The sequence below is a fragment of the Cellulomonas sp. T2.31MG-18 genome (genome assembly GCF_964266755.1).
GTDB lineage: Bacteria > Actinomycetota > Actinomycetes > Actinomycetales > Cellulomonadaceae > Cellulomonas.
This window is the reverse complement of the sequence record NZ_CAXWGW010000005.1, coordinates 158,447-173,074: the sequence shown is the minus strand read 5'-3', so window position 1 is coordinate 173,074 and position 14,628 is coordinate 158,447. Positions and strand designations below refer to the sequence as shown.

The 14,628-nt window shown below is 72.4% G+C and carries 14 protein-coding genes; 10 read left to right on the top strand and 4 right to left on the bottom strand.

The window, feature by feature from the left end; translation table 11 throughout:
• Nucleotides 1–88: 88 nt before the first annotated feature.
• The gene (locus ACFQTY_RS16865; RefSeq protein WP_378102853.1) at nt 89–973 is read right to left on the bottom strand and encodes an alpha/beta fold hydrolase; all 885 of its coding nucleotides are present in this window, start codon (nt 971–973) and stop codon (nt 89–91) included.
• A gap of 192 nt (nt 974–1,165) precedes the next feature.
• On the opposite strand from ACFQTY_RS16865, the gene ACFQTY_RS16860 reads away from it, so the two are divergent.
• The 5 genes from ACFQTY_RS16860 to ACFQTY_RS16840 are packed head-to-tail and all read left to right on the top strand — an operon-like array spanning nt 1,166 to nt 4,551.
• A complete protein-coding gene (locus ACFQTY_RS16860; RefSeq protein ID WP_378102850.1) occupies nt 1,166–1,513 on the top strand; it encodes a PadR family transcriptional regulator in 348 nt (115 codons plus the stop codon).
• Nucleotides 1,510–2,445, top strand: a complete 936-nt coding sequence (locus ACFQTY_RS16855) for a DUF1648 domain-containing protein (protein WP_378102847.1) — start codon at nt 1,510–1,512, stop codon at nt 2,443–2,445. Before ACFQTY_RS16860 ends, ACFQTY_RS16855 begins: the two co-directional genes overlap by 4 nt.
• The gene (locus ACFQTY_RS16850; RefSeq protein ID WP_378102844.1) at nt 2,442–2,849 is read left to right on the top strand and encodes a PLD nuclease N-terminal domain-containing protein; all 408 of its coding nucleotides are present in this window, start codon (nt 2,442–2,444) and stop codon (nt 2,847–2,849) included. The genes ACFQTY_RS16855 and ACFQTY_RS16850 overlap by 4 nt, the downstream gene beginning before the upstream one ends.
• Nucleotides 2,846–3,793: an ABC transporter ATP-binding protein gene (locus ACFQTY_RS16845; RefSeq protein WP_378102841.1), complete on the top strand. Its 948-nt coding sequence runs from the start codon at nt 2,846–2,848 to the stop codon at nt 3,791–3,793. Before ACFQTY_RS16850 ends, ACFQTY_RS16845 begins: the two co-directional genes overlap by 4 nt.
• Nucleotides 3,790–4,551 carry an ABC transporter permease gene (locus ACFQTY_RS16840; protein ID WP_378102838.1) on the top strand — a complete coding sequence of 254 codons (762 nt, stop codon included), beginning with the start codon at nt 3,790–3,792 and terminating at the stop codon, nt 4,549–4,551. The genes ACFQTY_RS16845 and ACFQTY_RS16840 overlap by 4 nt, the downstream gene beginning before the upstream one ends.
• 31 nt (nt 4,552–4,582) lie before the next feature.
• Here ACFQTY_RS16840 and ACFQTY_RS16835 read toward each other — a convergent pair whose 3' ends face one another.
• The gene (locus ACFQTY_RS16835; protein WP_378102836.1) at nt 4,583–5,497 is read right to left on the bottom strand and encodes a hypothetical protein; all 915 of its coding nucleotides are present in this window, start codon (nt 5,495–5,497) and stop codon (nt 4,583–4,585) included.
• A 137-nt stretch (nt 5,498–5,634) separates the two neighbouring features.
• On the opposite strand from ACFQTY_RS16835, the gene ACFQTY_RS16830 reads away from it, so the two are divergent.
• The 4 genes from ACFQTY_RS16830 to ACFQTY_RS16815 all read left to right on the top strand — a co-directional run bounded on the left by ACFQTY_RS16830 (nt 5,635) and on the right by ACFQTY_RS16815 (nt 12,434).
• Nucleotides 5,635–6,117 carry an SRPBCC family protein gene (locus tag ACFQTY_RS16830; protein WP_378102834.1) on the top strand — a complete coding sequence of 161 codons (483 nt, stop codon included), beginning with the start codon at nt 5,635–5,637 and terminating at the stop codon, nt 6,115–6,117.
• On the top strand, nt 6,114–6,431 hold the full coding sequence (locus tag ACFQTY_RS16825) for an ArsR/SmtB family transcription factor (protein ID WP_378102831.1): 318 nt from the start codon (nt 6,114–6,116) through the stop codon (nt 6,429–6,431). Before ACFQTY_RS16830 ends, ACFQTY_RS16825 begins: the two co-directional genes overlap by 4 nt.
• A 277-nt stretch (nt 6,432–6,708) precedes the next feature.
• Complete coding sequence (locus ACFQTY_RS16820) at nt 6,709–9,480, top strand: alkaline phosphatase family protein (RefSeq protein WP_378102828.1); 2,772 nt, start codon at nt 6,709–6,711, stop codon at nt 9,478–9,480.
• 182 nt (nt 9,481–9,662) lie between these two features.
• Nucleotides 9,663–12,434 carry a bifunctional YncE family protein/alkaline phosphatase family protein gene (locus ACFQTY_RS16815; RefSeq protein ID WP_378102826.1) on the top strand — a complete coding sequence of 924 codons (2,772 nt, stop codon included), beginning with the start codon at nt 9,663–9,665 and terminating at the stop codon, nt 12,432–12,434.
• A 7-nt stretch (nt 12,435–12,441) separates the two neighbouring features.
• Here ACFQTY_RS16815 and ACFQTY_RS16810 read toward each other — a convergent pair whose 3' ends face one another.
• Complete coding sequence (locus tag ACFQTY_RS16810) at nt 12,442–13,317, bottom strand: hypothetical protein (protein WP_378102824.1); 876 nt, start codon at nt 13,315–13,317, stop codon at nt 12,442–12,444.
• Nucleotides 13,318–13,499: 182 nt separating this feature from the next.
• On the opposite strand from ACFQTY_RS16810, the gene ACFQTY_RS16805 reads away from it, so the two are divergent.
• Nucleotides 13,500–13,904 carry a DoxX family protein gene (locus ACFQTY_RS16805; protein ID WP_378102821.1) on the top strand — a complete coding sequence of 135 codons (405 nt, stop codon included), beginning with the start codon at nt 13,500–13,502 and terminating at the stop codon, nt 13,902–13,904.
• Nucleotides 13,905–13,931: 27 nt separating this feature from the next.
• Here the strand turns inward: ACFQTY_RS16805 and ACFQTY_RS16800 are convergent, their stop codons facing one another.
• On the bottom strand, nt 13,932–14,573 hold the full coding sequence (locus ACFQTY_RS16800) for a YitT family protein (protein WP_378102818.1): 642 nt from the start codon (nt 14,571–14,573) through the stop codon (nt 13,932–13,934).
• Nucleotides 14,574–14,628 lie beyond the last annotated feature (55 nt).

The window sequence follows — 14,628 nt, the reverse complement described above, 5'->3', positions numbered from 1 at the left end:
AACGGGCCAGCCGCTCGTGCCGATGTTACCGAGCGGTCACCCTGTCTGGCTCGTCGGCCCGGGTGACGTCTCCCTCGCGGTCGCCCCCTCAGCGGCCGGCCGCGTCGCCGAGCACCTCGCGGAGACGGGCGGCGAAGGCCTCCGGCTGGCCGGGCTGGCCGAAGCCGGGACCGACGAAGCCGGCGTGGTGGCTGGGGAACACGGTCAGCTCGGTGCCGAGCGCCGCGGCGAGTGCCGCGGAGGCACGCCAGGTGACCAGGTCCTGGCTCTCGATGCCGGCGGCGACCACCACCCGGGTCGGTGCGGCCCGGAGCGCGGCGATGTCCGGGCGGTAGGCCGTGACGTCGTCGGACACGCCGGACAGCAGCGGGTCATCGCGCGACCCGTCGTCCTGCGTCGGCAGCCCGAACACGGCAGGGTCCGGCGGCTGCACGCCGAAGTCGTCGCCGATCTCGCCGCGCACCGAGGTGAACGCGATGAACATGGCCATGCCGGCACCCCAGCCGTGGGCGGCGTACTCCTGCTGCACCCGGCGCTCGGCGGCGAACGCCCGCTCGGCGTCCGGCAGCACCGAGAGCAGGGGTGGCTCGTGCGCGACGAGCGTGCGGACGTCCTCGGCGTGCTCGCTGACCAGGGCGAGCGCCGTGACGGCCCCGCCGCTGCTGGCGAAGAGGTCGACCGGTCCGGCGCCGAGGTGCGCCACCAGGTGGTGGAGGTCGTCGGCCTGCTGGGTGGGGCTGTTGCGGGTGGAGCCGTCCCGGCGGGTGCTGCGGGCGAGGCCCCGCGGGTCGTACGTGACGACGGTGCGCTCGGGGAGCAGGGAGGCGAGCGTCGCGAACCCGCGGGCGTCCATCGGCTGACCGATCATCAGCAGGGGTGGCCGGCCGTCCGACGTCGGTAGGGGACCGTGCACGTCGTAGGCGAGCGTGGCGGTCGGCAGCTCCAGGTGCTGCGTCGAGATCGTGTCCGGCATGGCGGCGCTCCTGTCGTCGGGCGGTGATCGTCGGGCGGTGACCAGCGTCGGCTGCCGCCCCGTCGTCGTGCAGACCGCCGTGGTGGCACGGACTCATCGTGGACCTCGGTCCCTTGCCCGAGCCGCAGGCTGGCACTACCGTCTACCTTGCATTGCATAGAACTAGGTGCGACACGGTAGGGGAGGTCTCGCGTGGCAGACGGACGCGAGGGCATCCCGTCGCAGTTCCGCAAGGGCGTGGTCGAGCTGGCCATCCTGGCGCTGCTGCACCAGGAGGAGGCCTACGGCGGCGAGATCGTCGACCGGCTGGCGGCGTTCCCGGGGCTGGCGATCAGCGCGGGCACGGCGTACCCGCTGCTGTCGCGGCTCAAGCGGTCGGGGCTGATCGCCTCGATGTGGCGGGAGTCGCCGGTGGGCCCGCCGCGCAAGTACTACCGGCTGACGGCCGACGGCGAGGAGTCGTTCGCCGACCTGGCGAGGGCATGGAGCGGGATGAAGAACGACATGGACCAGCTGCTCGGCACGGACGTGGCGCCATGAGCGGGCGGTCGCCGGCCGCTCAGGCCGTGGTCGACGGGTACTTCGCGGCGCTCGCGGCGGCAGCGGAGCGAAACGGTGTGCCGATCGGCCCCGACGAGGTCGCGGAGCTGCGGGCGCACGTCGCGGAGCGGCTGGCCTCGACCGCCGGCACGGTGCAGGACGCCGAGCGGGTGCTCGCCGAGCTCGGCGACCCCACGCGGCTGGCCCGCGAGTTCGCCGCCGCTCGTGAGGACGGCGGCGAGGGGCCGGCCGGGGGCGGTTCCCTCGTCGGACGGGTGCTCGGCATGCCGTACGACCTGCGGAACCCGAGCTCGGACCGGTACGCCACGCGCATGTGGGACCCGTCGGACCCGCACGTCCTGGTGCCCAAGGCGCTCGGCGTCGGCTGGACGGTCAACTTCGGCGCGATGGCGGTGGCCCTGCACCTGGTGCGCCCCGACGACGAGGACGCGCCGTTCGCCTCCGCACCGCCCGGCGTGGTGACCGGCACGCTCGCCGCGCCGATCGCCGTGGTCGTCGTGCTTGGCGCGCTCGTCGCCACCCGCTGGCGCACGCTGCCGGCCACCGTCCCCACGCACTGGGACGCGGTGGGCCACGCCAACGGCTACTCGAGCCGCGGCGCCGCGCTCGTCCTGGTCGGGCTGATCGCGGTCGTGCCGCTGCTCTTCGCGGTGGGGGTGCACCTGCGCCGCCGGAGCGCGGTCAACCGGGTGGTCGCCTCGGCGCTGAGCCTCGGCCTCGGCACCGTGGCGCTGGCGATCGCCGTCCAGACCCTCGTCAGCGCCGGTGGTGGCACGCGCCCCTGGATCACCTGGCTCGGGATCGTCGGCTTCGTGGTGCTGCCGTTGGCCCTGCTCGTCGGCGTCTCGCGTCTCGGCCGTGCCGCGGAGCAGCGGCGCGACCTCTCCTCCTCGAAAGGACAGTCGTGGTGAACACGCAGCTGACCAGCCTTCCCGGCCCCCTGCTGGTCGTGGTGATCGTGCTCGGGGTGGTCCAGCTGACCCTGGACGTCATCGCCCTCGTCGACCTGGTCCGCCGGCCGGTGGACCAGGTCGCGCTGGGCAACAAGTGGGTGTGGGTGGCGATCATCCTGCTGGTCAACCTGCTGGGGGCGATCCTCTACCTCCTCGTGGGCCGCCGGCCGGCACCCGTGCCCGAGGCGGCCTCGCCCGAGCAGTTCGCCCCACGCGCCGGCAGCGTGGCGGACTCGCTCTACGGGCCGCGACCGCCGCTGCCGGGCGGGCCGGGCGCCGGTGCTGCTCCGGGCCCGGTCGGCCCGACTCCCGTCGACGAGCAGGCCACGAACCCCGGCCGAGACGACGTCGACCCGCGATGACCGCGACCACCCCTGCCACCGCGGCGATCCGCACGACCGCGCTGACCAAGGCCTACGGCGCCAAGCGCGCGCTCGACGCCGTGGACCTCACCGTCGAGGAGGGCTCGATCTTCGGCTTCCTCGGCCCCAACGGCGCGGGCAAGACGACGATGCTGCGCCTGATCACCGGTCTGGCGCGACCCACCAGCGGTCGTGTGGAGGTGCTCGGCCACGACGTCGCGACGGCGGGGAACGCCGTCCGCGCGCAGATCGGCTTCCTGCCGGACGTGCCGGGGTTCTACGACTGGATGACGGCCGAGGACTTCCTCCGCTTCGCCGGGCGGCTGTTCGGCCTGACCGGCGACGCGCTGGACAAGCGCGTCGTCATGCTGCTGGACCTCGCCGGCCTCACCGGCGTCGGCACGCGGATCGGGGGCTACTCGCGCGGCATGAAGCAGCGGCTGGGCGTCGCGCAGGCGCTGGTGAACGCGCCCCGCCTGCTGCTGCTCGACGAGCCGACCAGCGCCCTGGACCCGATGGGCCGCAAGGACCTGCTGGAGATGATCGCGTCGTTGCGCGGGCGCACGACGGTGTTCTTCTCGACGCACATCCTCGGTGACGTCGAACGGGTCTGCGACGCCGTGGCGATCCTCGACCTCGGGCGCGTCGTCGCCCAGGCGCCCATCGCCGAGCTCAAGGCGACGTACGGCGCACGCAAGGTGGTGCTCGACGTCACGGACGACGCCGACGGGCTGGCCGCCGAGCTGGCCGGGCGCCCATGGGCGTCGGCCGTCGAGCGGGGCACCAACGGGTCGATCGAGGTGACGGTGGTCGACCTGGCCGCGGCGCAGCACGAGATCCCGGCGATGGTCGCGGCGCGCGGCAGCGGGCTGTCCCGCCTGGACGCGGGGGAGCTGGGGCTGGAGGACGTGTTCGTCGAGCTGGTGGGAGGGGAGCGGCGGTGACCGGGTTCTCGGTGTTCGCGCGCAAGGAGGCGTCCGAGATCCTGCGCACGTGGCGGCTGTGGGTGCTGCCGGGGATCCTCGCGTTCTTCGCGCTGACCGGTCCGCCGCTGGCCCGGTACACGCCTCAGATCGTCCAGGCGGTCGCCGGCAACCAGCTCGCGGGGTTCACCGTCCCGGAGCCGACCTACCTCGACTCGTACGCGCAGTGGGCGAAGAACCTCACCCAGATCGCGCTGTTCGCGCTGGTGATCATCTACGGCGGCCTGGTCTCGGCGGAGAGCCGCAGCGGCACGGCGGTGCTGGTGCTGACCAAGCCGGTGTCCCGCAGCGCGTTCGTGCTGGGCAAGGCGCTGGTGAACGCCGGGTTCGTCGCCGTGCTGCTGGTGGGCGGGACGCTGGTGACGTGGGGCCTGACGGCGGCGTTCTTCGGCACGGCCCCCGGGTCGGGGCTGTGGGGGTCGGCGCTGGTGTGGCTGGCGCTCGCCGTGCAGTTCATCGCCCTGATGACGCTGCTGTCGGTGCTGATCGGCTCGGCGGCGGGTGCCGCGGGCGCGGGCCTCGGCGTCTACGTGGTGCTGTCGATCGCCTCGATCTGGAAGCCGCTCGCCCGGTACTCACCCGCCGGCCTGCCGACCCAGGCGACCGCCCTGGCCGCGGGGACGGAGGCGTCGGCGCTGTGGCCCGTGGTCACCTCGCTGGTGCTGTCGGTGGTGCTCGTCGCGGCGGCCGCGCTGGTGTTCCGGCGCAAGGAGCTCTGAGCTCCGGCCGGCGGGGGCGGCGACGCGTCGCTCAGGCGTGCGGCAGCGGCGCACGCCGCAGCACGGACGCCGCGTCGGACGTCTCGGGCACCGGCAGCTCCAGCACCGTCCGGCCCAGCCGGAGCGCCGCGACGACGACGCCGGCGTAGGTCTGGTGCGGACGCACCGTGAGCTGGTCGACGCGGTCCAGGGGGATCGTCGTCCGGCACACGGAGTGCACCGGGACGTGCCCGCGCACCCACCACGCGCGTCGGTGGATCACCGTCAGCTCGCGCGGCTCGGCGCACAGGATCGCCGCCTGCAGCGTCATCGGCCACGCGAAGTGGACCAGCCGGGAGACGGCTCCCACGAGCCCGCGAGAGTCTCGGGGCGTGACCACGCGTCGCTGGTGGGCGGCGAGGAACGTCACGGCCGGCTCGCTGCGCAGCACGGCGCCGTACTCGCTGACCAGGGCGAGGTCGGCGGCGAAGTGCTCGAACTCGACGTCGCCGTCCCGGGCCTCGCCGGGCAGCCGCACGTCCGCCGTCGACCCGGCGAGGTACCGCGTGCGCACGACGCCGACCAGGCGGTCGACCATCGCCTGCGACGACCCGTTGTACCGGACCGTCAGTGCGGGATCACCCGTGGTCAGGTGCAAGGTGAGTGCCCCGTCCAGGAGGTCGGTGCCGGACTCGATCGCCGCGATGCCCGCGTACGGGACGGTGGCGGTGGTGTACCCGCCCGGCTGCCTGCTCAGCACGGTCAGCTGGTCGGGACCGGCGGCAAGCAGGTGGTCGTACAGGTCCATCTGCGGGGTCGCGTCCCGGCGGGCGATGTTGCGCGGCACCTTGAGGACCAGCTCGCTGCTGTCCAGGTCGAGCGGCCCGTCCCGGAACAGCCGCGGGACCTCCTCGGGCGTGCGGACCTGGTAGACCCACGGCCCGAACGCGTCGTACTCGGCGGTCATGGGCAGACGGTACGCCGGATGGGGGCCGTCGCCGCCCGGGTCCGGGGCCTGATCTACAACTGCAATTGTTCTATTGCACTTCCGTCGGACGAGTGCAACTCTGTGGTTGCACTACACCGACCTGAGAGGACAGACTCATGACCCTGACCACCAACCCGCCCGCCGTCAGCGACCTGGAGGGCTTGACCGTCACGCGCGCCGTGACCATCGACGCCCCCGTGGAGAAGGTCTGGGCCGCGATCACCGAGCCGGAGCACATCTCCCGGTGGTTCGGGCAGCGCACGGTGCTCGACGAGCTGGCGCTCGGCGCCCGCGGCGTCTTCTCCTTCGACGGCTACGGCGACTTCCCGGTGCTGATCGAGGAGCTCGAGCCGCTGCGGGTGATCGCCTACCGGTGGAGCAACGACAACGCCCGGGCGCTGAACGGCACCGACGTGGACCTGGAGCACTCGACCGTGTTCCGGTTCACCCTCGAGCCCGCCGGTGCCGGCACGGTCCTGACGGTGGTCGAGCGGGGCTTCGGCACGCTGACGGATCCGCAGGCGGCCCTGGAGAGCAACCGCGGCGGGTGGACGGCCGAGCTCGACGAGCTGGTCGCCTACGTCGAGAGCATCGCGTGAGCACCAGCACCCTGGTCCCGGTGCTGGCCGCGCTCGGCGACGACACGCGGTGGAGCATCCTGGCCGCGCTCGGCGAGGGCGACGCCTCGGCGTCCGCCCTCGCCGGGCGTCTGCCGGTCAGCCGCCAGGCGATCGCCAAGCACCTCCAGCTGCTCGAGCAGGTCGGGCTGGTGGAGCCGGTGCGGGTGGGGCGGGAGGTGCGCTACCGCGTGCTCGGTGCCCGGCTCGGCGAGACCGCCCGGACGCTCGAGCAGGTCGGGGCGCAGTGGGAGCGCCGGCTCGCGACGATCAAGCAGATCGCCGAGAGCCTGTAGGGGGCGTGGCTCGGGACCGGGGGCGGGGCCCGGGCGTGGGCGCAGCTCTGGGGCCCGGTCACCGGGAGTTCACCCGTAGTTTCACCCGCTCACAGGGTTGTGCCAGGGGCTGACCAGCGAGTTCACGGCTCGCCGTGCACATCGGTGCAGGTCAGCTGGGTTCACCAGGTGGCCACGTGCCGTCAGTGGTGGGGACCTTGGTCCCATTCCTACCGTCGCCGTGTCGCCGGCCTCGATGCCGCGACGAGCACCCACAGCCCTGACGACGGGAGCACCCATGTTCGAGCGCAAGCTCATCCGACCGGCGACGGTGGTGACCGCGGCACTCCTGGCCGCCGCGGTCGGCACCGGCGCCGCCTATGCGGACGGAGCGTTCGGCAACTCGCCGCTCGCGCACCGCACGGTCGGCAAGCAGGCCGACGGGTCGTACCTGACCCAGACCAACCAGTTCGTCACGCCGGTCGGCGACGTGATCAAGGAGAACGGCCGGCCCTTCGGCCTGGCGCTGCGCCCGGACGGCAAGACGGCCGCCGCCCTCAACACGGGGGGTGCCACCGCCGGCATCGTCACGGTGTTCGACCTGGTCAGCGGCAAGGTGCTGCAGCAGGCGGGCGGCGGGAAGATCTCCGACGGCGGGATCCTCTACTCGCCTGACGGCAACTACCTGTGGGCCGCCCGCCCTGCCGACCTGCAGCGGTTCCCGGTCAACGCCGACGGCACGCTCGGCACGCCCGTCACGGTCGCCCTGCCCGGTACCGGCGGCCGCAAGGCGGTGCCGGCCGGCCTCGCGTGGGCGCCGGACGGCACGCTGCTCGTCACGTTGAGCGCCAACGGCACGCTGGGCGTGGTCGACCCGGCCAGCAGCACGCTCGTGAAGCAGATCCCGGTCGGCAACGTGCCGAACGGCGTCGTCGTCGTCGGCGGCAAGGCGTACGTGAGCAACCAGGGCGGCCGCCTCGCCCAGCCGGGCGACCAGACCGACACCTCCTACGGCACGGCGATCGTCACGGACCACAACGCGGCGCCGACCACCGGCACGGTCTCGGAGGTCGACCTCGGCTCGGGCGCCCAGGTGAAGACCTTCGCCGTGGGGCTGGAGCCGGGCGCGCTGCTCGCCGTCGGCCCCACCGTGCTCGTCGCGAACACCGACGACGACTCGGTGACCAGCATCGACACCGTGAAGCAGCAGGTCGCGCGCACGTTCAGCACCAACCCGGCACCCGGGGCGCCGTTCGGCGCCCAGCCGAACGGACTGACCATGCTCGACCGGACGCACCTGGCGGTCAGCCTGGGCCGGGACAACGCGGTGGCCGTGTACGGCTACCAGGACGCGTACTCGCAGCCCACCTTCGAGGGCCTGATCCCCACCGGGTCGTTCCCGACCGGCATCGCGCAGGACGCCGCGCTCGGCAAGCTGGTGGTGGCGAGCGAGCAGGGCGTCGGCTCCGTCGGGCCCGACGGGACGGTCGCCGAGGGGGTCGACACCACGCCGGCAACGTCGCACCTCGGCTACAACTTCGTCGGCACGGTGCAGACCATCGCGACGCCGACGCCCGCGCAGATGGCCACCGACACCGAGCAGGTGTTCCGCAACAACCAGTGGAACGACCTCGACAAGCGCAACCAGACGGCGGACAAGAAGAAGGCGTCACCCGTCGCGGTGCCCGTGCGGATCGGCGATCCGTCGACCATCCAGCACGTGTTCCTCATCGTGAAGGAGAACCGCACCTACGACCAGGTGCTGGGCGACGTGGCCAAGGGCAATGGCGACGCGAGCCTGGCCCAGTTCGGGCAGCGGATCACCCCGAACATCCACTCGCTGGCGACCACGTTCCCGCTGATCGACAACCTCTACTCGGACGGCACCAACTCGGCCGAGGGACACCACTGGCTCGACCAGGCGTTCGTCAACAGCTACATGCAGCAGATGTACGGCAACTACACCCGCTCCTACCAGACCGGTGACCCGCTCTCCGACGTGAAGACGGGCTGGATCTGGGACGACGCCGTCTCGCACGGGAAGTCGGTGACCAACTGGGGCGAGCAGATCGACAGCTACACCGACGCGAGCGGGAAGGGCACCACCTCCGACAGCTGGACCACGTGGCTGGCCGACTCCCACGTGCTCGACGGCTCGGCGACCGGCTCGCTGAGCTACCCGCTGGGCACCTACACCGCCAAGACCGACATCCCGTCGCTGGCCGCGGTCACCAAGCCGGACTTCCCCAACTTCGACCTGAACATCCCCGACCAGTACCGCGCCGCGATGTTCGGTAACGACTTCGCCGCGTACGTGAAGAACGGCAACCTGCCGGCGCTGAACATGCTGTGGGTGATGAACGACCACACGGCCGGCACCACCCCGGGAGGCATCACGCCCGAGGCCCACGTGGCCGACAACGACCTGGCGGTCGGCCGCATCGTCGACACCATCTCGCACAGCCCGTACTGGAAGAACAGCGCGATCTTCGTCGTCGAGGACGACTCCCAGAACGGGGTCGACCACGTCGACGGCCACCGCAACCCGACGCTGGTGGTGAGCCCGTACGCCAAGCGGGGCGCCGTGGTGCACACGTACTACAGCCAGCTGAACGTGATGCGCACCATCGAGCAGATCCTGGGCCTGCCGCCGATGAACCAGGAGGACCTGACGGCCGAGCCGATGTACGACGCGTTCACCGACAAGCCGGACCTGACGCCGTACACGGCGCTGCCGAGCAACGTCTCCCTGACCGAGACGAATCCGCAGCCCGGTGCGGCGCCGACGGCGACCACCGTCGCGGCGAAGGGGTCCACCACGTCGGCGCTGCAGACGGCCTGGGCCCGGTGGTCCGCCAGGCAGGACTGGAAGTCGGAGGACATGGTCAACATGGCCCAGGGCAACCGCGACGTCTGGTACTCCGGCAACGGCTTCACCACGCCGTACCCGGGTGACGCCAAGGTGCTGATGCCGGACGAGGTGCCCGGCGCCGACAGCGGCCCGGACACGGACGCCGCGGCGGGGGCGGGGGCGGCCCAGACGCCCGCCGGAGGGACAGCCGACAACTAGGCGCACGAACGCCGGGTCGTCGTTCGGCACCTCGGGCGCCGGCGTGCTGCGACCGGCGATGCCGCGCGGTGGTCAGGGGCCATGCCTGCGGGAACTTCAGCCGTTCTGTTCTCAGCGGCGTCGCGTATGTTTCCCGGGTCACATCCAGCCGACGGCCGGACCACGACCCTCGGAGGCAGCCGGTGCTCCATCCCAGAGCCGTGTGGGGCTCCCTCGTGCTGGCGGCGGTGCTCGCGACGCTGGTCGCGTGCTCGAGCGGCGGCTCCACCTCCACGCCGACCAGCGGAGCGGACGCACTCACCGTGGGCCCGCAGACGAACGGGTCGTATGCGACCCAGACGGGGCAGCTGATCACGCCGGTGGGCGACGTGATCAAGGAGAACGGCCGTCCGTTCGGGTTGGCGCTGAGGCCGGACGGCAAGACGGCGGCCGCGTTGAACACCGGTGGTGCCACGACAGGGATCGTGACGGTGTTCGACCTGGTGAAGCACACCATGCTGCAGCAGACGGGCAGCGGGAAGATCTCCGACGGCGGGATCCTCTACTCGCCGGACGGCGCCTTCCTGTGGGCGGCTCAGCCGGGTGACCTGCAGCGCTTCCCCGTCAACGCCGACGGGACCCTCGGCACGCCGGTCACCGTCCCGCTGCCCGGCGTCAGCGGCCGCAAGCCGGTTCCCGCGGGGCTCGCCTGGGCGCCGGACGGCAAGCTGCTCGTCACGCTCAGCGGCAACAACACCCTCGGCGTCGTCGACCCCGCCACGAACGCGCTGGTCGGCCAGACGGCGGTGGGGAACGCACCCAACGGCGTCGCGGTGGTGGGCGACAAGGCCTACGTGAGCAACCAGGGTGGCCGCCCGGCGCAGGCCGGCGACCGCACCGACTCGTCGTACGGCACCCCGATCGTGACGGACGCGAGCGCGGCACCGACCACCGGGACGGTGTCGGAGGTCGACCTGACCACCGGTACACAGGTCGCGACGTTCGCGGTCGGGCTCGAACCGAGTGCGATGCTGGCTGTGGGGTCGGCGGTTCTGGTGGCCAACACGGACGACGACTCGGTCACCAGCATCGACACCGTGAAGCAGCAGGTGGCGCGCACGTTCAGCGCCAACCCCGCGCCCGGGGCGCCGTTCGGCGCCCAACCGAACGGCCTGACCATGCTCGACCCGACGCACCTGGCGGTCAGCCTGGGCCGGGACAACGCGGTGGCCGTGTACGGCTACCAGGACCCGTACGACCAGCCGAGCTTCGAGGGGCTGATCCCCACCGGGTCGTTCCCCACCGCGATCGCCGAGGACGTGGCCCTCGACCGGCTCGTCGTGGCCAGCCAGCAGGGCGTGGGCTCGCTCGGCGCCGACGCGACCCTCAAGGAAGGCGTCGGCACCCGCGCCGCCACCTCGCACCTGGGCTTCAACCTCGTCGGGACCGTGCAGACGATCGCGACGCCGACGGCCGCCCAGATGGCGACGTACAGCGAGCAGGTCTTCAGGAACAACAGCTGGACCGACCTCGTGCAACGGAACCCCACGTCGCAGGGTCGAAAGGCGGCACCGGTGGCGGTGCCTGTGCGGATCGGCGACCCGTCGACCATCCAGCACGTGTTCCTCATCGTGAAGGAGAACCGCACCTACGACCAGGTGCTCGGCGACGTGGCGAAGGGCAACGGCGACGCGAGCCTGGCGCAGTTCGGGCAGCGGGTCACGCCGAACACCCACGCGCTGGCGACGACGTTCCCCCTGATCGACAACCTCTACTCGGACGGCACCAACTCCTACGAGGGGCACCACTGGCTGGACCAGGCCTTCGTCAACACCTACCTCCAGCAGCTGTACGGGAACAACACCCGGTCGTACCTCACCGGTGACCCCCTGACCGACGTCCGCACCGGCTGGATCTGGGACGACGCGCTGGCGCACGGCAAGCCCGTCGCGAACTGGGGCGAGTTGATGAACAGCTACACCGACAGCAAGGGCGAGGGGCCGGCCGTCGGGACCTGGAGCACATGGCTGGCCGACTCCCACGTGCTCGACGGCTCGGCGTCCGGCGCGCTCAGCTACCCGCTGGGCACGTACACCGCCAAGACCGACATCCCGTCGCTGGCCGCGGTCACCAAGCCGAACTTCCCCGACTTGGACCTCAACATCCCCGACCAGTACCGCGCCGCGATGTTCGGCAACGACTTCGCGGGGTACGTGAAGAACGGCAACCTGCCGGCGCTGAACATGCTGTGGCTCATGAACGACCACACCGAAGGAACGGCGCCGGGGCGGATCAGCCCGGAGGCGCACGTCGCCGACAACGACCTCGCGGTCGGCCGGGTGGTCGACACGATCTCGCACAGCCCGTACTGGAAGAGCAGCGCGATCTTCGTCATCGAGGACGACTCCCAGAACGGGGTCGACCACGTCGACGGGCACCGCAACCCGACGCTCGTCGTCAGTCCCTATGCGAGACGGGGCGTCGTGGTGCACACGTACTACACGCAGCTGAACGTGATGCGCACCATCGAGCAGATCCTGGGCCTGCCGCCGATGAACCAGGAGGACCTCACGGCCGAGCCGATGTTCGACGCCTTCACCGACAAGCCGGACCTGACGCCGTACACCGCGCTGCCGAGCAACGTCTCCCTGACCGAGACGAACCCCGGAGCCGCGCCGCCGCGGAGCCCGACGGCCACAGGTACCGCATCCGCGGGGCCCCCGCCTGCGTCCGTCGCGGCCACTCCGGCGGTGTACCAGCAGGCGTGGGCACGCTGGGCGGCCGCGCAGGACTGGACGCGCGAGGACATGGTCAACATGGACCAGGGCAACCGCGACGTGTGGTACGCGGGGAACGGCTTCAGCGCGCCCTACCCGGGGGACGCCCGGGTGCTGATGCCCGACGAGGTGCCGGGGGTCGGGGCTGCTGCCGGAGCCCCCGCTCACCCTGTCGCGGGGGACGCCGCCGACGGCTGAGGCGCGGTCAGCCCTCGGTGCCAGGACGGTGCTCGACGGCCTCGTCGTCCCAGTTCTCGGCGGTCTGCAGCACCCAGAACACGACGAAGAGCACCAGCAGGACCGACTCGACCACGAACACCGTGCCGAACCAGGGCCGGAGGCCGAGCAGCCGGGCGCCGCCCACCACGCCGGCGCCGACGACGAGCGTCGCGAGGATCAGGGTGGCGATGGTGCGGTATGCCCGGCCGTACCGGTCCGGTGACATCAGCCGCAGGTCCGTCCGCTCGCCGGCTCGTCGACCGGCGAGCCACGCGACGGCAGCCGTGAGCAGGAAGAACACGACCGCGGCCGCGTAGTGACCCACCCGCAGGAACAGGTGCGGTGCGACGACGAACACCACTGTGACCGTCAGCCACGCCGCACTGGCGGCTGTGAGGCCGATGGCGGCCGGACGGCCGCGACGTCGGGCACCCCACCACGCGACGCCGAGCGCGAGGGCGCCCACCACTAGCAGGGCCGTCACGTTGTTGCGGACGGCCGGCACGTACTCCGGCGGCACGCAGCTGGCCGTGCCGGGGCCGCAGACCTCGGGGCCCAGCTCGCGCGGCGTCGGGACGAACGCGACCAGCGGCACCGCCATGCCGGCGAGGTCGAGCAGCGTGTCCTCCCAGCCGGGGCGGCCCTTGATCGCGATCAGCGCCGGGCCGATCGCCATCAGGGTGCCCACCAGCACGCTGCGGACGGGGGAGTAGTAGTACCCGCTGATCGAGCCGAACCGCTCCCCGCCGCGGGCGACCTCGAGGGTCAGCGAGACCGCCAGCAGCAGGGTGAGCGCCACCACGGAGACGCGGAGGTACCGGTAGGTGGTGCGCGCCGCGTCGTCGAGCGCGGCGTCGTCCATCTCGCCAGTGTGCCCCGCAGGTCCCACGTCGACCCGTCGGGTCGCCTCCGCGTCGGGCGGAGCCGGGAGCGTCCGCCCATCGCGCGCGGACGCCGACCGCGGGGAGACGATGGTCGCGGGCCGCCGAGCGGCGTGCCGGAGCGGAGGTCTGTCGGATGTCGGGTGCTCGCGGAGATCGGTCGGTGCTGGGGACGGCAGGGCGGGCGGTGCTGCGGACCGCCGCCCGCGGGCTGACCGGCTGGCTGTTCGTCGAGGCCGGGTACGCGGTGGTGAAGGAGCCGGGCGGCCGCGTGGACCTGGCGGCCGGCACCCTGGGCACCCTGCGCAAGGTGGTCCCGCTGCCCGCGGACGACGAAGCTCTGGTGAAGGCCAACGGTGCGGCCCAGCTGGTGGCGGGTGCGACGCTCGCCCTCGGCATCCTGCCCCGCACCTCGGCCGCCGTGCTCGCGGCCTCGTTGCTGCCGACGTCGGTCGCCGGCCACCCCTATTGGCGGATCGACGACCCGGCCAAGCGTGCCGCTCAGAAGCTCCAGTTCCAGAAGAACATGGCGATGCTGGGCGGCCTGCTGTTCGCCGTCATCGAGTAGCGCGCGGCGGTCAGCCGCGGCGGGCGGTCAACCGCGCTGGCGCACCGTCATCCGGGCCAGCAATGGATGCACCAGGGGGCCGACGCCGACCGCGTACACCAGTGTGCCGACGCCCAGGGCACCTCCCAGCAGCCAGCCGACCAGCACCACGCTGACCTCGATCGACGTCCGGACCACTCGCACGGACCAGCCCGTGCGGGCCACCAGCCCGGTCATCAGGCCGTCGCGCGGCCCCGGACCCAGGCGGGCCCCGATGTACAGCGCCGTCGCCAGGGCGTTCAGCGCCACCCCGGCCAGGAGCATCGCCGCGCGCCACGTCAGGGACAGGTGCGGCAGCAGGTCCAGGAGCCTCAGCACCGGGTCGACGAGCACGCCGATCACCACGACGTTCGCGATCGTGCCGATGCCGGGCCGCTGCCGCAGCGGCCACCACGCCGCGAGCACCAGCACCGAGACCACGAGGGTGATCTGCCCGAAGGAGAGCGGCGTGTGGCGGCGGATGCCGAGCGTCAGCACGTCCCACGGCATCGCGCCGAGGCGGGCGTGCACCAGCAGGGCCATCGACACGGGGTAGAGGGCCAGGCCGACGGCGAGCTGGGCGCCGCGGCGCAGGTGGAGCCGGCCGGTGGTGGTGCGCCGGCCGTCGGCGGGGCTGATCGCGGTGGTCACGACGGCGATCCTGCGACACAAGTGGCCTTGTGCTCCAGGGCCACTTGCCCGACAG

Coding starts and splice junctions, on each gene's coding strand:
- ACFQTY_RS16865 (WP_378102853.1), bottom strand. CDS start 973: ATGCCGGACACGATCTCGACGCAGCACCTGGAGCTGCCGACCGCCACG.
- ACFQTY_RS16835 (WP_378102836.1), bottom strand. CDS start 5,497: ATGACCGCCGAGTACGACGCGTTCGGGCCGTGGGTCTACCAGGTCCGC.
- ACFQTY_RS16810 (WP_378102824.1), bottom strand. CDS start 13,317: ATGGACGACGCCGCGCTCGACGACGCGGCGCGCACCACCTACCGGTAC.
- ACFQTY_RS16855 (WP_378102847.1), top strand. CDS start 1,510: ATGAGCGGGCGGTCGCCGGCCGCTCAGGCCGTGGTCGACGGGTACTTC.
- ACFQTY_RS16845 (WP_378102841.1), top strand. CDS start 2,846: ATGACCGCGACCACCCCTGCCACCGCGGCGATCCGCACGACCGCGCTG.
- ACFQTY_RS16820 (WP_378102828.1), top strand. CDS start 6,709: ATGTTCGAGCGCAAGCTCATCCGACCGGCGACGGTGGTGACCGCGGCA.
- ACFQTY_RS16830 (WP_378102834.1), top strand. CDS start 5,635: ATGACCCTGACCACCAACCCGCCCGCCGTCAGCGACCTGGAGGGCTTG.